The following is a 16,641-nucleotide window of genomic DNA, read 5'->3' as shown; positions in this document are numbered from 1 at the left end:
CCGCCTCGGAGACGGGCCCGACGCCCGGTCCGCCCGGCGCCGGCCGGGGTCAACGGGCTGTGCGGACGTTCCGTCGACGGTGTGGTTTAGGACCCGTCAGCCAGTCGGCCGAGGGGGACCCCCGAAGACTGAAGGGGGCGGCGCAGGCCGCCGGGGAGGAGGCCGGCATGACCGGCAGTACGGTTTTGGTGGCGGTGGCGGAGCGTCCGCAGGACGAGGGCGCCACCGCCGGGCAGTTGGTGAGGATCACCGAGGCGATCAGGGCCCGTGGCCTCGAGGTCCGGTGGGTCGTGAGCGTCTCCGACGCGGAAGCGGCGCTCAGGACCGAGAACGGCCTGGCCGCCGCGGTGGTCGCCTGGGACCTCCCGTCCGGCGGCGACGCCGACGGCGGCCCCGGGGGCGCGGAGGTGCTGCGCCGGGTCGGGCGCCGCTTCCAGGACCTGCCGGTGTTCCTGCTCATGGCGGACGAGGGGCTGTGTGAGCTGCCGCTGTGGGTGTCGCAGTCGGTCGTGGGCTACGTGTGGCCACTGGAGGACACTCCGGCGTTCATCGCGGGCCGGATCGCCACCGCCGCGCGTGCCTACCGGGACGCCCTGCTCCCGCCCTTCTTCCGGGCGCTGCGCCGCTTCGACGACGCGCACGAGTACTCGTGGCACACCCCTGCGCACTCCGGCGGGGTCGCCTTCCTGAAGTCGCCCGTGGGCCAAGCGTTCCACGACTACTTCGGCGAGCGGCTGCTGCGCAGCGATCTGTCCATCTCGGTCGGGGAACTCGGTTCGCTCTTCGAGCACACCGGACCGATCGGCGAGGCGGAGCGCAACGCCGCGCGGGTCTTCGGCTCCGACCTCACCTACTTCGTCCTGCACGGCGACTCCACCTGCAACCGCCTGGTCGGCCACTTCAGCGTGACCCGCGACGAGATCGCGCTGGTGGACCGCAACTGCCACAAGTCGGTCCTGCATGGTCTGGTCGTCTCCGGTGCCCGGCCGGTGTACCTCGTGCCCACCCGCAACGGGTACGGCCTCGCCGGCCCGCTGCCCCCGGCCGAGATCGCGGCGGACTCGGTGGCCGCCCGCGTCGCCGCGAGTCCGCTGGCCGCGGATGCCGTGTCGCCGCGCGCCCAGTACGCGGTGTTCACCAACTCGACCTACGACGGACTGTGCTACGACGCGGTGGCAGCGGCCCGGGCCTTCGCCGCCGCCACGCCCCGGCTGCACTTCGACGAGGCGTGGTTCGCCCATGCGCGCTTCCACCCCCTCTACTCGGGGCGCTACGGCATGTCGGTGGACGCGGAGTCCTTCCCCGGCCCCGACCGGCCCACGGTCTTCGCCACCCAGTCCACCCACAAACTGCTGGCGGCGCTGTCACAGAGCGCCATGGTGCACGTACGGCCCGCGCCCCGGGCCCCGGTGGAGCACGACCGGTTCAACGAGGCGCTCATGATGCACGGCACCACCTCCCCGCTGTACCCGATGATCGCCTCCCTGGACGTGGCCACGGCGATGATGGACGGCCCGCAGGGGCACTGGCTGGTGGACGAGGCGGTGACCGAGGCGGTGCGGTTCCGCCAGGAGGCGGTGCGCATCCGACGACGTATCGAGGCGGCCGGGGACCGGCCGCCGTGGTTCTTCGGGGTCTGGCAGCCCGACGAGGTGACCGATCCGGGCAGCGGGGCGCGTCTGCCCTTCGAGGAGGCCCCCGCGGAGCTGCTGCGGACGGAACCCTCCTGCTGGCACCTGGAGCCCGGTGCCCGCTGGCACGGGTTCGCCGGGCTGACCGACGGCTACTGCATGCTCGATCCGATCAAGGTCACCCTGACCTGTCCGGGGATCAGCGCCACCGGTGAGACGAGCGACTGGGGCATCCCGGCCCGGGTGCTCACCGCGTACCTGGGCACGCGTGGCATCGTCGTGGAGAAGACCGACAGCTACACCGCGCTGGTGCTGTTCTCCATGGGTATCACCAAGGGCAAGTGGGGCACCCTGCTGGACGCGCTGATGGACTTCAAGGCGCTGTACGACGAGGACGCGCCGCTCGACCGGGTGCTGCCCGCGCTGGTCGCCGAGCACCCGAGGCGTTACTCCGGGCGGAGTCTGCGCGAGCTGTGCCGGGAGATGCACGAACAGCTGCGCGAGATCCGCCTGGTCGAGCTGCTGGACACCGCCTTCCAGCAGCCGCCGGAGCCCGTCAGCCCGCCCCAGCTGTGCTACCAGCGGCTGATCCGGGGCGGGACGGAACGCGTACGGCTGGCGGACGCGGCCGGGCTCGTCGCAGCCGCCATGGTCACCGTGACCCCGCCCGGAATTCCGGTGCTGATGCCGGGTGAGAGCGTCGGCGGCCAGGACGGCCCACTGCTGCGCTACCTCGGCGCGCTGGAGTCCTTCGACCGCCGTTTCCCCGGGTTCGGCAGCGAGACCCACGGAGTGACCCGCGATCCCGACACCGGCGACTACCTGATCGAGTGTCTGCGTCCGGACGCGGACGGCTCCCCCGCCGCCTCCCGGACCGGCCGGGCACCGGCGCAGCGGCGTGACGCGGAGGCCACCAGGCCGGCCGGCTGACCCCGGCCGTCTCCTCGGACCGGACCGCGGGGCGGGGGCGACGTCGAGCAGCCCTTTCGAGGACCGTCAAAAGGCGCCGGGGGCCGCCGGAGGGGCCGCCGCGCTCGCGGCGGCTCCCCAGGCTGCCGCGCACAGCGCCCGTTCGACCTCGTCGGTGTAGACGGCGGCGGCGAGCCAGGCCCGGGCGAAGTGGCCCGTGTCTGCCGGGAGCAGGCGGCCGAAGGGGTCACGGGAGCGGTCCGCGGCGGCGGTGTGGAGGGCGTCGAGCAGGTCGCCCGCCGTGGCCAGGCCGAGACGGCGCAGCCGGGTGCCGTCGCCCGACCGGTTCCCGGCGAGGGCGAGGACACGACGTCCTCCCGGCACCGCCTGGTGGACGCGGCGGCGCAGCAGGTGCAGTGGGACCTCGTCCCCGGTGGGGGCGGCCTGCACGGGGGGCGCGACCGCGCCGGCGGGCAGGTCCGCGTGCCGGAGGCGGTCCAGGCCGAGGTCCACCCGGGCGCCGGGATCGGTGGGGTGCTCGGTGGCGAGCAGCAGGGCGCGGGGAGACGGTCCCGGTGCCAGACGCGCGACGATCCGCAGCCGGCTGCCCCCTGCGGCGGCGAGCAGGCGGAGGTTGTCGCGACAAGGGAGTACGGGATCGCCGTGGGCGGTGGCCAGCCGCAGGGGCAGGCCACCGCAGTCGGCCAGCAGACAGTCGCCCGTCGTCTCCCGCACCGTGCCCGCGAGGGTCACCTCCAGGAACAGCGGGTCCTGCCCGCCGTTCAGCGCCCGGGCCACTTGCTCGGCGGCGGGTACCGCCCACAGCCGGTCCAGCGGGTCCGCGCGCCAGGCGGCGCCGGAGGCACGGACCGCCCGCACCCCCGCCCCCGCGCCAAGACGGCCCGTCGGGGAGACGGTGGCCCCGGAGACGGCGAGTCCCGCGCGCGACAGTTCCCGGTGGGTCAGGGCGGTGTCGCCGATCCGCACGGTCCGGTCGGCGGCGCCGGCCGCCCGGGCGGGCCCGCCCGGCGCCACGTCCGAGACCGTGTACAGACGCCCGTCCGCGTCGGCGGTCCAGGTGACCGCGCCCGCGTATCCGGTGGCAGTGAGGACGGGCTCGGAGAAGAGCCCGTACAGCCGCAGGGAGCCGTCCGGGCGGTACGTCTGCCGGACCGTGCCGCGCAGTTCGGTCAGGTCCGGACCGGTGGTGCGCGGGAGACGGTGGGCGACGCCCAGGACATCGGCCAGCGCGCCGACCAGGTCGGTGAGGCGGTGCCCGGGGTCGGCGGAGCGGGCCGCGCGCACCCCGGTCACCACGGAGACCGCCGCGGCCGAGGCCCGCGGCAGGCCGGCGAGACGGGCGGTGTGCGCGGCGTGCAGGAGCTCCGCCTGGAGTACGGCGCCGGCGCCGTCCGTGCCGGCCTCCAGGACGGCCGCGGCCGCGTCGAACACCACTCGGGCCGCGGCGCGTTGTCCCGTAGTGGCGGCGTCGGGCTCCGTGGGTGCCGTCCCGGTCCCCCCCGCCTCCGTGACCTCGGCGGGGGCCGGGGCCTCCTCGGCGACCGGCGCGGCCGAGGCCGCTGCCGCGCGGTGCAGGCAGTCGGGGGCCAGCAGGCATCCGCAGTGGATCGCGTCCGCGCAGGTCACCGTCCCGCCGGGAGCCCGCAGGAGGACGTCGGTCCCGTCGTCGACGGCGATCCGCACGGTGTCGCCCTCCCGGACGGCCGGGCGCGCCAGGAGCTTGGTCACGCCCGCGTCCAGCCGCTTGCGCAGCCGGGGCGAGAGCGCCGCGACGAGTTCGGCGGTGACGGACGGGACGACCGGAGGCAGGTCCGGGCTCATGCGATCTTCTCCCCTACCCAGCGGGCGAGTTCGAGCGGGCTGAGGGCGGCGACGGGCATGCCGGCCGCGACGAGCCGGCCGGCGACTCCCGTGGAGTAGCGGGGCCTGCCCGTGTCGTCGAGGCTCGCGCAGCCCAGGACGTGGCAGCCGGCCGACACCAGTGCGCGGACCTCGGCGAGCAGACCGCCCAGCGGATAGCCCTCCTCGAAGTCGCTGACGACCACGACGAGGGTGCGCGACGGCACGGTGACGAGCTCGCGCGCGTGCCGCAGTCCCGCGGCGATGTGGGTGCCGCCGCCCACGCTGACCTCCAGCAGCAGCGACAGCGGGTCGTCCACGTGCCCGGTGAGGTCGACGACCTCCGTGGAGAACGCCAGGAAGTGGGTGGAGAGGGTCGGCACCCCCGCCAGGACGGAGGCGGTCAGCGCGGCCCACACCGTGGACGCCTCCATGGACCCCGACACGTCCGTGACCAGGATCAGCCGCCAGTCGGCGGCCCGGCGCCCCCGGGTACGGAACACCGGGTGCTCGGGGGTCACCCGGACCGTGCCGTCCGGGGCGCGGCGTGCGGTCGCCAGGTTGGCCCGCAGGGTGCGGGGCAGGTCCAGGCCGCCGCCGGGCCGTCTGCTGGGGCGGGGCAGGGCTGTGCCGTGCAGGGCGGGGCGCAGGCGGGTGGCCAGCCGCCGGGCCAGCGCGTCGACCAGCCGCCGTACCAGCGGGCGCAGCGCGGCCAGCCGGGCCTCGGGCAGTCCGCCCGCGTGCCGCAGGACGGTGCGCAGCAGGTCCACCGAGGGCCGCACGCTGTCCGCGTCCAGCTCGGCGAGGACGTCCCTGCGTCCCGACGCGGCGGCGGCCGCCAGCACTTCCTCCCGGATGCCGGGGCCGAACAGCGCGGCCAGTTCCTCGGACCACTCCCGCACCCCGGGGTACGGCGCCTGACGTCCACCGCCGGTCCCCCGGGCCGCGAGGTCTCCCCGGCTGCCTTCGCCGCGTCCGCTGCCGTACAGCTCGTCCAGCGCGGTGGCGAGCGGCGTGGCGGACGGCGGCAGCCGGTCGGCGCGGCGGCCGAGGAGGAGGCGCCAGCGGTCGGCGGGGGCGAGGACGTGCTCCTCGGCTGCCGCCGGAGCACCGCTCCCCGGGCGCTCCGGCGCGCCCTGCGGCGGACCGCCGCCCCGTGGGGGCAGCAGACCCAGCGACCGCAGGGTTCCGCGGGCCGCGAAGTCCGCTCCGGTCCAGGTGGCGAGCGTGGCCGGGGCTACGTCGTCCGTGTCGGCGACGTGCGCGGCCCCGAGGCGTTCCTCGACCGCCGTGAGGAGGCGGTCGCGGGCCGCGGGGCTCAGGGTGTCGAAGCCGCCGCGCAGTGCGGGGAGCCGGTCGAGGAACGCCCGGTCGGACAGTTCGGTCACCCGGGTGAGCAGGGGCTCCAGCGCGGGTGCCGCTGTCTCCAGCAGGGGGCCGGCGGCGGTCAGCAGTCCACCGAGCCGGGCGGTGAGGGCGGCGCGGGAGTCGGAGTCGGTGGCCCCGTCGACCCAGGAGGCCACGCGGTCGCCGAAGACCCGCGCTTCCTCGTGTCCGAGCAGGACACGTACGGCTCCGGCGGCGCCGCGCATCAGCGGGGAGCCGCCGGCGGACAGGCGGTCCAGGGCGTCGGCGAGCCGGATGCCGCCCAGCAGGTCGGCCCGGTGGGAGAGTTCGAGCAGGGCGCGGGCGTCGGCGGGGTCCTCGGACCCGGTCAGTCCGTCGACCTGCCGCACCGCCGCCGCCGTGAACAGCTCCGCGGCGGCGGCCGCCCGGGGCTCGCGGTCCGGCTCGGCGGGGAGCCCCGGGACGTGGCCGGCCCGCAGCCGGTCGAGCAGCGCCAGCCCGGCGAGGAGTTCCGGCAGGGCACCGGCCTGGGGCAGGACGTCGGCGACGTCGCCGAGCCGTTCGTCCGTGAGCCCGGTCAGGCCGCACTCCGCCGCCCGTCCGAGTCCTTCGAGGGCCTGTGCGGCGGTCGGCCCGCCCTCGTCGCGCTCCTGACGCCGCCGTTCGCGCAGGACTCCCTCGGCGGCCTGCGCGGGGGTGACTCCGCGCACTCCGGCCGCGGTCAGCACGGCCGCCGTGGCGGGGGTCCAGCGCACCTCCCAGCGGGAGGTGAGGGCCTCGGCGCCGCCCGCGCCGACGACCTCCTTGGCCTCCCCGTAGGGCACGCCGCACACCGTCAGGCGGCGCAGCAGCAGTTCACGGCGCCGGTCGAGGTCGGACCTCAGCGGGTCCAGGCGCAGGTCCCGTGCGGGGCCGCCCGCCCCGGGTCCGGGCAGGCCGAGCCGGGCCAGTTCGGCCTCGACCGCGGGGACGAGTCCGCTGCGCGGCGCCCGCGGGGCGGGACGCCCGGTGCGCGTGCCGACGAGCACGCGTTCCATCGCCCGTGCCACGGCCCGGCCGCGCCCGTACGGCTCGCCCTGCGTAAGCACCGTCTGGACGGCTTCGACCAGTTCGCCGCGGCCCGCCGCGGGCAGGCCCCGCAGCCGGGCGAGGTCGGAGGCGAGCCGGCTGATCTCCCGGGCGTCGGCCGGCCCCGAGGGGTGGCCCAGGCTCCGGAGTTCGGCGCAGACGCGCACGGCCGCCCGGGTCAGCGCCTCCTCCAGCGCGCCCGGGTCGCCCGCCGCACGCAGGACCATGTCCTGCCACTCCGGGTCCCGGATGCCCGCCGGGTAGCCGGACCGCTCGTCGAGGAGGGCGTAGGTGTACGGAATCAGCGAGGTGCTCCACACGGGCCGTCGCGCGTCGTCCGTGGCCGTCGTGTCCGCCTCCCCCGTGTCCCGCCGCAGCAGCGCCGGGGCGTGGAAGGCGCCGACCACCACGGCGGCCCGCTCGCCCCGTGCGGTGGCCTCGGCCAGCCGGGCCCGCATCCAGCGCTCGCGCCGCAGGTCCAGCTCCGGCACGCCGCCCGAGGCGACCGCGTCCTCGCGCAGGGCCCACCCGGTGAGCAGGGCGGCCCGACGCAGGGCCTCGGGCGGGGAGCCGGGGGCGGTCGCCTCGACGAGCCGGTCCCAGAGGTCCTCGCCGGGGCGGCCCGTCAGCCGGGACCGCAGCGCGGTGGCGAGGCCGGAACCGCCGGCCCCCGCCCCCGCGGCCCGGCGTCCGTCGGTCCACGCCCGGTCGGCGAGCGGCAGGTCGCAGGCGACCACCGGTACGCCGTGCCGGGCCGCCCAGCGCACGGCGGCCAGTTCGGGCGAGAAGTCGGCGAACGGGTAGAACGCCGGCCCCCCGTCGCCGCCCTCGCCGGGGGCGGCGGCGAGCGCCACCGGTGCCCGCGTCTCCTCGTGCCCCAGCCAGGGCAGCCACTGCTGCATCTCCGCGGGCAGTTCGACGAGCAGCACCTCCGGCTCCGCCTCGTCCAGCAGCGCGGGCACGGCGGCTGCCAGGGAGGGAGCGTGGTGCCGTACCCCGACGAGGTAGGGCGCGGACGGACCGGTGAGGGCGGCGAGCGCCTCGTCGGGCGGGACGGGCGGGACAGGCGGGGCCGCCCTGCGGGAGAGGGTCACGGCCGTCAGCCCTCCAGGACCGTACGCAGGTCCCACAGGGTGCGCCAGGTTGCGGATCCCTGCTCGGCGCGGCGCCGGACGGGACCGTCCCAGTAGCCGCGCAGCCGGGCGGCGTCGGCGGGGTCGTCCTTGCGGACCACACCGAGCAGATGGCCGGGCAGCAGTCCGAGGACGTCGCGGTCGCCCGGGAAGTAGGCCGCCGCGAGGGCGAGCGCACCGGCGACGGAGACGGCCTCGGCGGTGCTCATCACCGTCGACGGCCGTTCCACCTCCCAGCCCTCTGCCGACCGGCCCTCGCGCAGGTCCCGGAAGACGGTGACCAGGGCCTCCAGCACGGCGTCGTCGACCTGGAACGGCGCCCCGGCGCGCTCCACGGACGCCCGTGCCTGGCCACGCACCAGCGCGGTCTCGGCGTCGAGGTCCCCGATGGGGCCGACCGTCTCGAAGTTGAAGCGGCGCTTGAGGGCCGCGGACATCTCGGAGACGCCCTTGTCGCGGAGGTTGGCGGTGGCGATGAGGTTGAATCCGGGTGCCGCGTGCGCCAGCGCGTCGTCGGTGCCGGCCAGTTCGGGTACGGCGATGCGCCGCTCGGAGAGCAACGAGACCAGCGAGTCCTGCACTTCGGGCAGGCATCGGGTGACCTCCTCGACGCGGGCGATCGCGCCCCGGGACATGGCGGTCAGGACGGGGGACGGCACGAGCGCCTGCCGGGTGGGGCCCTGGGCCAGCAGCAGCGCGTAGTTCCAGCCGTACTTGAGCTGGTCCTCGGTGGTGCCTGCCGTGCCCTGTACCACCAGGCCGCTGGTGCCGCACACGGCGGCGGACAGCAGCTCCGACAGCATCGACTTGGCGGTGCCGGGTTCGCCGACGAGCAGCAGACCGCGCTCGCCGGCGAGGGTCACCACGCACCGCTCGACCAGTGCCCGGTCTCCGACGAACTTGTCCTCCACCACCAGACGCCGCGGGACTCCGTCGGGTGCCCCGGCACCGTCGGGGAGCTTCAGGGCCCGGCCCCCGCTGCCCATGACGAACGTGACGACCGCACGCGGGCTGAGCCGCCAGGCGGGCGGGCGCGGCCCGTCGTCGTACGCGGCGAGGAAGGCGAGTTCGGTGGCGTGCCGGTCCTCGGGCGGGACGATCTGGCGGGCCGGGGAGGGGGACGGGGTGGTGGTCATCGGCGCGGGTTCTTCCGGGTGCGGGTGGACGGTGGTCATCGGCGGCGGCCCTTGCGGGTGGCGCGGGTGGTGAGTTCCTCGTAGGCGGGCGCGTCGCCGGCGCGGACGCGGTCCCAGGCACGCGTGAACAGCTCGGGCACCGGGATCAGCGGCACCGCGTGGGAGCGATCGTGGACCGGGTAGAGGCCCTGTTTCCATATCTCCACCGGCAGGGCGGGGGACTTCAGGTCGAGCCAGCCGCACGGCAGGAAGAGGGTGCGTCCGGCGCGGGCCCGCTTCGCCTCGACGGCCAGGCCGGTGGCGGCCAGTTCGGCGCGGGCCTTCCTCGCGCGGGCGGGCTTCCAGCCCGTCCAGCGGGCGCGGTTGCGGTCCGTCGGGTCGGGCAGGGCCAGCAGTTGCAGGTAGAGCGCCGCCGCGTCCCCGCCCAGTCCGTGGGCCTCGGCGACCTCGGCGACCAGGCCGGGCACGCTCAGGGTCGGGTCCTGGGCGTAGCCGGTGGGCCCCGCGGGATCCGTTCCGGCCGCGAGGGCGCGGGCGAGTTCGTCACCCGTGATCGTCCGCAGCGCCTGCACGCCGTCGTGCCGTCCGGGCCCGACGAGCCCCTCGATCAGTCCGAACAGGGGGTCGTCCACCGAGGTGAGGGCGCTCGCGCGGACCAGGACGGCCTCCCGGCCCCCGTGCCAGTGGCGCAGCACCAGCGCCTCGCCGACGTGTGTCAGTCCGTGCGCGTCGGCGCCGCCGGTGGCGGGCAGTCCGTACGCCTTGCGCAGTTCGGCGGCGGTCGACGTGCCCTTCCCGGTCCACTCCAGGTCGAGGTCGAGCAGCAGTCCGGGGTCCGCGACGCGGCGGCGCAGCGCGGCGAGCCCCTCGGGCAGGACGGCACGCAGGGGGTGCCCGTACGGCAGGGAGTAGGCGAGCCCGGCCAGGGCGGCCACGGCGCGCGTCAGGTGGTAGCGGCCGAGCAGTGCGCAGGGGTCGTCCGGTACGAGGTCGCCGTCCCTGTCGGACCGCTGCACGGTGGTGCGGCTGATCCAGGGGGTACGGCGCGGGTTGAGCACTTCCTCGGCGGAGTCGGTGGCCAGCCCCGCCAGGGAGAGCTCTCCGGCGAGGTCCTCGGGCAGGCGCACGACTCCGTCGAGGCGCTCGGCCCACACGCGGCCAGCCGCGTCCGTGTCCGGTCCGGCGGTCCACAGGTCGGCGGGGTCCTCGGGGAGCAGCGCGCCGACGAGCGCCAGCCGGTCGCCGGGCCCCAGCGAGCCCAGCAGCGCGTCGCCGAGCTGCTTCCGGCGCGGCTTCAGACCGGTGGCGGCGATCACCTCGTCGGTGAGCCGGGACGGCTTCCCGGCGAGCAGCAGGGCCGCCTGCACCGGGCCCAGCCCGTCCCGGGTCGCGGCGGAGAGGGCGGCGGGCGCTTCCGGCCGCCAGGGCGCGGCGCCCTTGTCCCGGATCAGGCCGGTCACGGCGGCCAGCGCCGCGGCCGGGAACACCGGCGGGTGCGCGGTCTCCCGCTCCAGCGTGAAGTGCGCGACGGCGCCGAAGACGCCGGCCGGGTCGTGGTCCAGGGCGAGCCAGCTGATCCGCCCGGTGCGGCGGTCGACGTTCCGGCTGCCGATGACGACGACGGTGCGGCCCTCCCGGCGCAGCACCTGGCCGACGCGCTCCTGCTTGTCGTGCGGCTCGCTCAGCACCACCTCGCGCAGCGCACCCCCGGGCGCGGCCAGCGGGCCCTCCGCGATCGCATCGAACAGCAGGAGCAGCGCCCGGCGGTGCGGCTCCGTCAGGGTGGGCGAGGCGGCGCGGTAGGCGAGCGGGCGCAGCGCGTCGAGCACGCAGGGCCACACCGCGCCGATACCGGGGACGGTGAACTCGTCGCTGCGCCATCCGTCGGCGGTCCCGGCGGACCGGGCCGACGCGGACAGGGGCCTGCCGTCGGCGGGCTTGCCGGACAGGACGTGGTTCACGGCGCGGATCTGACGCAGCGTGCTCCAGCTCCGCGCGCCGCCCCACCAGCCGTGCAGCTCGGCGAGACCGGAGGTCGCCTCCCGCAGGGTCTGCTCGTCACCGTCCTCGGGGCTGTAGCCGGCGAACATGCCCTCGATGTGCTTGCGTTCGGCCTTGGGCCGCTCCACCGGAGGTGTCACGAAGGCGGCGACGGACGCCGCCAGGCGCAGCACCGCGTGCACGAGGGCGGCGACAGCGGTGAGCAGGTGCGGCTCGGTGAGGGCGGGCAGGGAACGGGACACGGCCTCCCGCACCACCGTGTCGGCGGTGGGGACGGCGGGCTTGCCGGTGGTGGCCCCCGCGGGATTCCGCCCCCCGCCGGCCTGCGGAGAGCCGGTCGGCTCCCCCGCCGCCGCGATCTCCTCCTGCCGCTCGGCCAGCGCCCATGTCCCGGCGCGCAGCAGTTCCCCGGCCTGTTCGTCGCTCAGCGCCCGCAGGAGCGCCGAGGCGTCCTCGTCGCGCGGCCGCAGCGCGTGCCAGAAGTCGACCGGCGGCACGAGTCGCGTGCCGGCGGCGAACTCGCCGCCGCGCTCCAGCGGTCTCAGCCGGCCCAGTTCCCGTACGTCGGTCGTGTCGTCGGTCGTGTACAGGGTGACCTGACCACGGTGGGCGACGACGACGGGCTCGACGCCGCCGGGCAGCCGCAGCGCGCCGATCGCGACGCCCGGTATCCGTCCGTGCGCAGTCCTCAGGGTGGCGGTCCGGCCGTCCGGCGTGCCGACGGTGGTGCGGGCCTCGTCGCCGTCGCCCTCGATGCGCACCCAGCGGCCGAGGACCGTGCCGTCCGTGCCGAACGGGCTTCGCTCCAGGCCGGGTTGCAGGGGCAGCACGGCGCAGTGCTGCTGGAGGAGGGTGGCACCGTCACGGATGCCGGAGCGCAGGAAGGCGGGCAGCGAGGCACGCCCGTGCGTGCCGGTGGCCGGGTCGTACTCGAGCCACACCTGCCGCGCCCCCTGCCGTCCCTGACGCCAGTACGAGGTGCCGTCCCCGAGGATGCGGCGCGCGGCCGGCAGGACCGTGTCGCCGGCGTGCAGGGCGCGTCCGCCGGTGGCCCGTCCGCCGTCCGGCAGCGGGATCGAGGTCTCGCCGGCGTCACCGTTGCCGTACCAGTGCGGGAGCTGTTCGCCGCCGAGCGGGAACACCTCGGTGGGACGGGCCGACCAGTAGCCGTACTGCTTGCCGTCGCGCCGCCACATCACCAGCAGTTCGCCGTCCGTGTAGCGGAACGACGGACGCTGCCGGCGGTCGAGTTCGACCGGCAGCCGCAGGTCGTGCTCCAGCAGGACGTCCTGCGGTCCCACGACGATCGCCTTGTGCCGGCGGGAGAGGATCAGGGCCGGCCAGGCCTCGTGGACGGCGAGGTTGTCCTCGCCGTCGCGCCGGGTCCCGGCGTCGAGCCGGCGCAGCGCCTCGTCGAGGGCGGGCCAGCCCAGTTCGTCCGGGATGCCGGCGCGCAGGGTGTTGCCGAGCAGCGGTGCCATGTCGAACGCGGCGGCCCGGGCGACGGCCTGCGGGCTGATCTGTGCGGCGATCGCACGGAACGGGTTCAGCCGCTCGAGCGCCGCGCGGGCTGCCGCCAGGCCGGCCGCGCGGCGCAGCTCGCCGGCAGCGGCGTCGAGCCATTCGCGGAGCACGTCGGCGAGCACGGGGTGGCCGGCGATTCCCTCCAGCGTCCCTCGGCCGGTGTGCCGGCGGCGGTGGTTGCCGACTGCGTCGCGGAGCATGCGGCGGCCGTGCCGGTCCGCCGCGACGGCCGTCAGGTCGCGCCGCCCGGACCGGGTGTCCCTCAGCCACCGGCCGAGGTCGAGATGGACGTCCGCGCCGGCCTCGGGCAGGGCCAGCGGCACCTCCTGTGCCACGCACAGGTCCAGCAGGTCGAGGTCGGCGCCGGTGTGCCAGCGGCCGGTGAAGAGGTCGACGGAGCGGCCCTGGTCGCGCAGGCGCGCGGTCATGCGCTCCACGAGTGCGAGGGTGGCGGGCGAGCGGTCGCTGACGGTGCCTCCGTGCTTGCGGTGCAGGGCCCAGCGGGTGAGCCAGTCCGCCGCGTCGACCGCGGCCGCCGCCTCGTCCTCGCCCGTGAGCAGCCGGTCGGCGCCGGTCTCGGCGAGCAGCGCCAGCCAGGACTCGTCGTCCTCGGTGGAGCGGCCGGGACCGGCCGGCATGATCTCCAGCAGCCGGCCGCGTACGGCGGGCTGCCGTCCGGCGAGGAGGACGAGGGTCGCCCGGTAGGCGTTCCAGAAGGACGCGGGGGCCCGGACCGCCGCGGGCGACGCGAGGAGGTCCGCGACCAGGGCGCACTCCTCGGTGACCCGGTCCAGGCCGGCGGCCTTGATCAGGGCGCGGGCGTCCTGCGGCAGCGAGGCGTACGGCGGCATGCCGGCCGCGCAGCGTTCCACCGTCAGCTGCCGGAACTGCGCCCAGGCGTCGGCCGGGGTGAGCCGCACCGCGAGCGCCTTCACGTGCTCCTTGAGCGCCTTGACCGTCAGGGCCCCGGCGAAGGCGAACTCCAGGAACACGGCCCGCTGCCGTTCCTCGTCCACGGTCAGCGCGTGCACCCGCTCCGCCTCGCGGGCCCTGCCGAAGAACGCCGCCGCGTAGGTGGTGTTCTCGTGCTGGTGGAAGACGCGGGCGGCCTGCTCGTAGAAGGTGGGCAGGAAGTGCGGCACGGCTCGGCCGAGCCGCTCGCCGAGCGCCTCGAAGCCCTCCTTCGCGGCGCCGGGGCGGGACTTGGCCTGCCGGGCGAGCCGCTCGACGTCCTTGACCAGCGCCAGCGCGTGGTGTCCGTTCACCGGGTCGTTGACCAGCGCCCACGCGGGGAAGCCGAGAGTCTCCCGGCGCACCTGCCCGACCTCGCGGGTCTCCGGCTCGCGGACCAGTCCGAGGAAGTCCAGGGCGAGGTCCTCCGCCTCGCCCAGCGTGCCCGGCACCAGCCGCACGACCTTCCGCCCGTCCAGCGCGGTGTGCGTGTAGGTGCGGACGGTGAGGACGTCGGCGTCCTCACCGTCCGTGGTGCCCGGTGGCAGCACGGCGCCGGCGTCGAGCAGCGCGGCGGAGGTGGTCTCGTCGTACGTGAATCCGTCGTACGTCGTCACGCCGCACGCTCCTCGTCCTCGATGTCGCGTCCGGCGTGGAGCGCGGCCGCCATGCGCATGCCCTCCGACCAGGCCACCGGCCCGACCCGGCCCAGTTTCAGTGCCCGGCCGGACGGGTCGGTGAAGACCAGGGGGCCGGTCTCCGTCTCCTCGTAGCCGTCGTAGTCGCCGACCCACACCCGGGCCTCGACGGCACGGCCGTCCTCCACCACGGAGCACACGGCGTGGCCGCCGCGCACGCGGTAGCCCAGCTGGGTCGCGCGGCCGTGCAGGAACCTCAGCTCCTTGAAAACGCCGCCCGCGTACTCCTCGACGGAGGAGGCCTCGGCGTCGAGTGCCGCGGGCCGGTGCCAGACCTCGCGGAACAGCTGCCGGGCGCGCTGGTCGACGCCGAGTTCGACGGCGAACTCCCTCAGCTCCTCCAGGTCCTCGAGGAGCACGGGGTGCGGCAGGCGGACCAGGACGGGGGTGAGCCGGACGGTGTCGCCGTCGAGGTCGACCAGGCCGAGGCCGCGCTCGGGGTCGGCGTCCCGCAGGAACCCGGCCACCGCACCGTCCGCGCCGGTGACCACCACGTCGCGGAGGGCGGCCTGCCAGGCGGGGTCCGGCCACACCCGCGCCAGGACCGCGAACGGCACCGGCAGCGAGCGCACCATCCACCGCTCCACATCGGCCAGGCACTGCCGTTCGTGCCGCTCCAGCCACTCGGTGAGCTGGCGCAGCCCCACCACCGCCGGATCGTCGGCGATCTTGGGCGGCACGGACTTCAGCCGCCGTCCGACCGCGTTGCGGCACACCACCTTGCCGTCGTCGAGGGCGACCTCGTAGCCGCCTGCCGACACCCACCCCATGCGTGCCTCCCGCACCCGCAGTGATCAAGTGACGGGAACTGTAGAGGAGGGCTCTGACAACGGGTCCCGGGTCCTCCTCCCGGGACGGACGCCGCCGCGGAGCGGGGCCGTCAGGGTGGTCGCAGGCCGTGTCGGACCGCCGTCCAGCCGGCTGGTCATCCTGGACCGGTAGCGCGGCCCCTTTCGAGCGACCGCGGCCCCTTTCGGACGACGAGGAGCACGGCATGCCCATGACCCGGTCGGCTCGTCGCCGCCCCGATATGACGGAGGCAGGAGGCGACGGCCGCGAAGGACCACAGGGGCTGAAGGACCGTCACCATGCGTTCCACGACATCGGCCCCGGGAGCAGTCCGGTCGGCAAGGCCCGTGGGCCGTTCCCGGCACGCCCCCCGGTCACGCCTTGTCAGTGTCACGGAGCGTCATGTATAACGTTGCAAAACTTGAGCCCGGCGGCTCGGCGCACGGCTCATGGCGGCGGCACGCGTCCGCACCGGCCAACCGGGGCGGGCCGCTCACGAAGGGATTGTCGTGCGGGTCAGCCTCAAGGACGTCGCCGCGCACGCGGGGGTCTCCATCAAGACCGTCTCCAACGTGGTGAACAACTACCAGCACGTCACCCCGGCCATGCGCGAGCGTGTCCAGCGGTCCCTCGACACGCTCGGCTACCGGCCCAACCTCGCCGCCAGGCACCTGCGGAAGGGCCGTACGGGCATCATCGCGCTCGCCCTGCCAGAGCTCGGGAACCCTTACTTCGCCGAACTGGCCGCCTCCGTCATCGACGCGGCGTCCGAGCACGACTACATCGTGCTGCTCGACCACACCGGGGGCATGCGCGAGCAGGAACTGCTGGTGAGCCAGGGCTTCCGGGCCCGGGTCATCGACGGACTCATCCTCAGTCCCATCGAGCTGGAGACCGAGGACCTGCGCGACCGTGCCCATGACGTGCCGCTGGTGCTGCTCGGCGAGCGGGACTACGACCTGCCGTACGATCACATCGCCATCGACAACGTGGCCGCGGCCCGTGCGGCGGTGCGGCATCTGATCGCCCTGGGGCGCCGGGAGGTGGCGTTCATCGGAGCACGGCGCGGGCGCAGCGAGCCCGCGCAGCTGCGCGTGCGCGGCTGGCGGGAGGAACTCACCGCGGCCGGGCTGCCGGCCGACGAGAAACTCGTCGCCGCCACCGACGGCTGGGGGCACGCCGACGGGGCGCTGGCCATGAACCACATCCTGGACAGCGGACGGCGGCCCGACGCGGTGTTCGCCTACAACGACCCGATGGCGATCGGGGCGATGCGGGTACTGCACGAACGGGGGCTGCGGGTGCCGGAGGACATCGCGGTCGTCGGCTTCGACGATGTGATCGAGGGACGCTTCGGCGCGGTCACCCTCACGTCCGTTTCGCCGGACAAGGCCGCGATCGGCCGGCTCGCGGTGGAGTCGGTGCTCGCCCGCCTCGACGACCGGGCGCCGGAGCCGCGCCGGATCCGGGCGGATTACCGACTCGTCGAGCGGGAGAGCACGTTGGGGCGGCCTGCGGCCGGGAAGGCGACGGACGTCTGACGTACCGGGCGCGCCCGGTCCCGGCGCCTCGCGGGCGGTGTCCGCGACCTCGC

General features: G+C 75.8%; 7 protein-coding genes. 2 read left to right on the top strand and 5 right to left on the bottom strand.

What is annotated here, in order from left to right; genetic code table 11:
- Nucleotides 1-167 precede the first annotated feature (167 nt).
- The gene (locus KYY02_RS05400) at nt 168-2,561 is read left to right on the top strand and encodes an Orn/Lys/Arg family decarboxylase (RefSeq protein WP_371236259.1); all 2,394 of its coding nucleotides are present in this window, start codon (nt 168-170) and stop codon (nt 2,559-2,561) included.
- A gap of 66 nt (nt 2,562-2,627) precedes the next feature.
- On the opposite strand, the gene KYY02_RS05395 is transcribed toward KYY02_RS05400, so the two are convergent.
- Genes KYY02_RS05395 through KYY02_RS05375 form a run of 5 tightly spaced genes read right to left on the bottom strand, consistent with a single transcriptional unit; the run spans nt 2,628 to nt 15,028 of the window.
- A complete protein-coding gene (locus KYY02_RS05395) occupies nt 2,628-4,382 on the bottom strand; it encodes a hypothetical protein (RefSeq protein ID WP_371236258.1) in 1,755 nt (584 codons plus the stop codon).
- Nucleotides 4,379-7,909 carry a vWA domain-containing protein gene (locus KYY02_RS05390; RefSeq protein WP_371236257.1) on the bottom strand — a complete coding sequence of 1,177 codons (3,531 nt, stop codon included), beginning with the start codon at nt 7,907-7,909 and terminating at the stop codon, nt 4,379-4,381. The genes KYY02_RS05395 and KYY02_RS05390 overlap by 4 nt, the downstream gene beginning before the upstream one ends.
- A 5-nt stretch (nt 7,910-7,914) precedes the next feature.
- Nucleotides 7,915-9,084, bottom strand: a complete 1,170-nt coding sequence (locus KYY02_RS05385; RefSeq protein WP_371236256.1) for an ATP-binding protein — start codon at nt 9,082-9,084, stop codon at nt 7,915-7,917.
- A 35-nt stretch (nt 9,085-9,119) separates the two neighbouring features.
- Nucleotides 9,120-14,177, bottom strand: a complete 5,058-nt coding sequence (locus KYY02_RS05380; protein ID WP_371236255.1) for a hypothetical protein — start codon at nt 14,175-14,177, stop codon at nt 9,120-9,122.
- A complete protein-coding gene (locus KYY02_RS05375; RefSeq protein ID WP_371236254.1) occupies nt 14,174-15,028 on the bottom strand; it encodes a DUF4132 domain-containing protein in 855 nt (284 codons plus the stop codon). The genes KYY02_RS05380 and KYY02_RS05375 overlap by 4 nt, the downstream gene beginning before the upstream one ends.
- A 528-nt stretch (nt 15,029-15,556) precedes the next feature.
- Between KYY02_RS05375 and KYY02_RS05370 the strand changes: the two genes are divergently transcribed.
- Complete coding sequence (locus KYY02_RS05370) at nt 15,557-16,588, top strand: LacI family DNA-binding transcriptional regulator (RefSeq protein ID WP_371236253.1); 1,032 nt, start codon at nt 15,557-15,559, stop codon at nt 16,586-16,588.
- Nucleotides 16,589-16,641: the final 53 nt, after the last annotated feature.

Origin of the sequence: Streptomyces pimonensis, from assembly GCF_041380215.1 — a bacterium.
Taxonomy (GTDB): Bacteria; Actinomycetota; Actinomycetes; order Streptomycetales; family Streptomycetaceae; genus Streptomyces; species Streptomyces pimonensis.
This window is presented reverse-complemented; position numbering and strand designations above follow the sequence as displayed.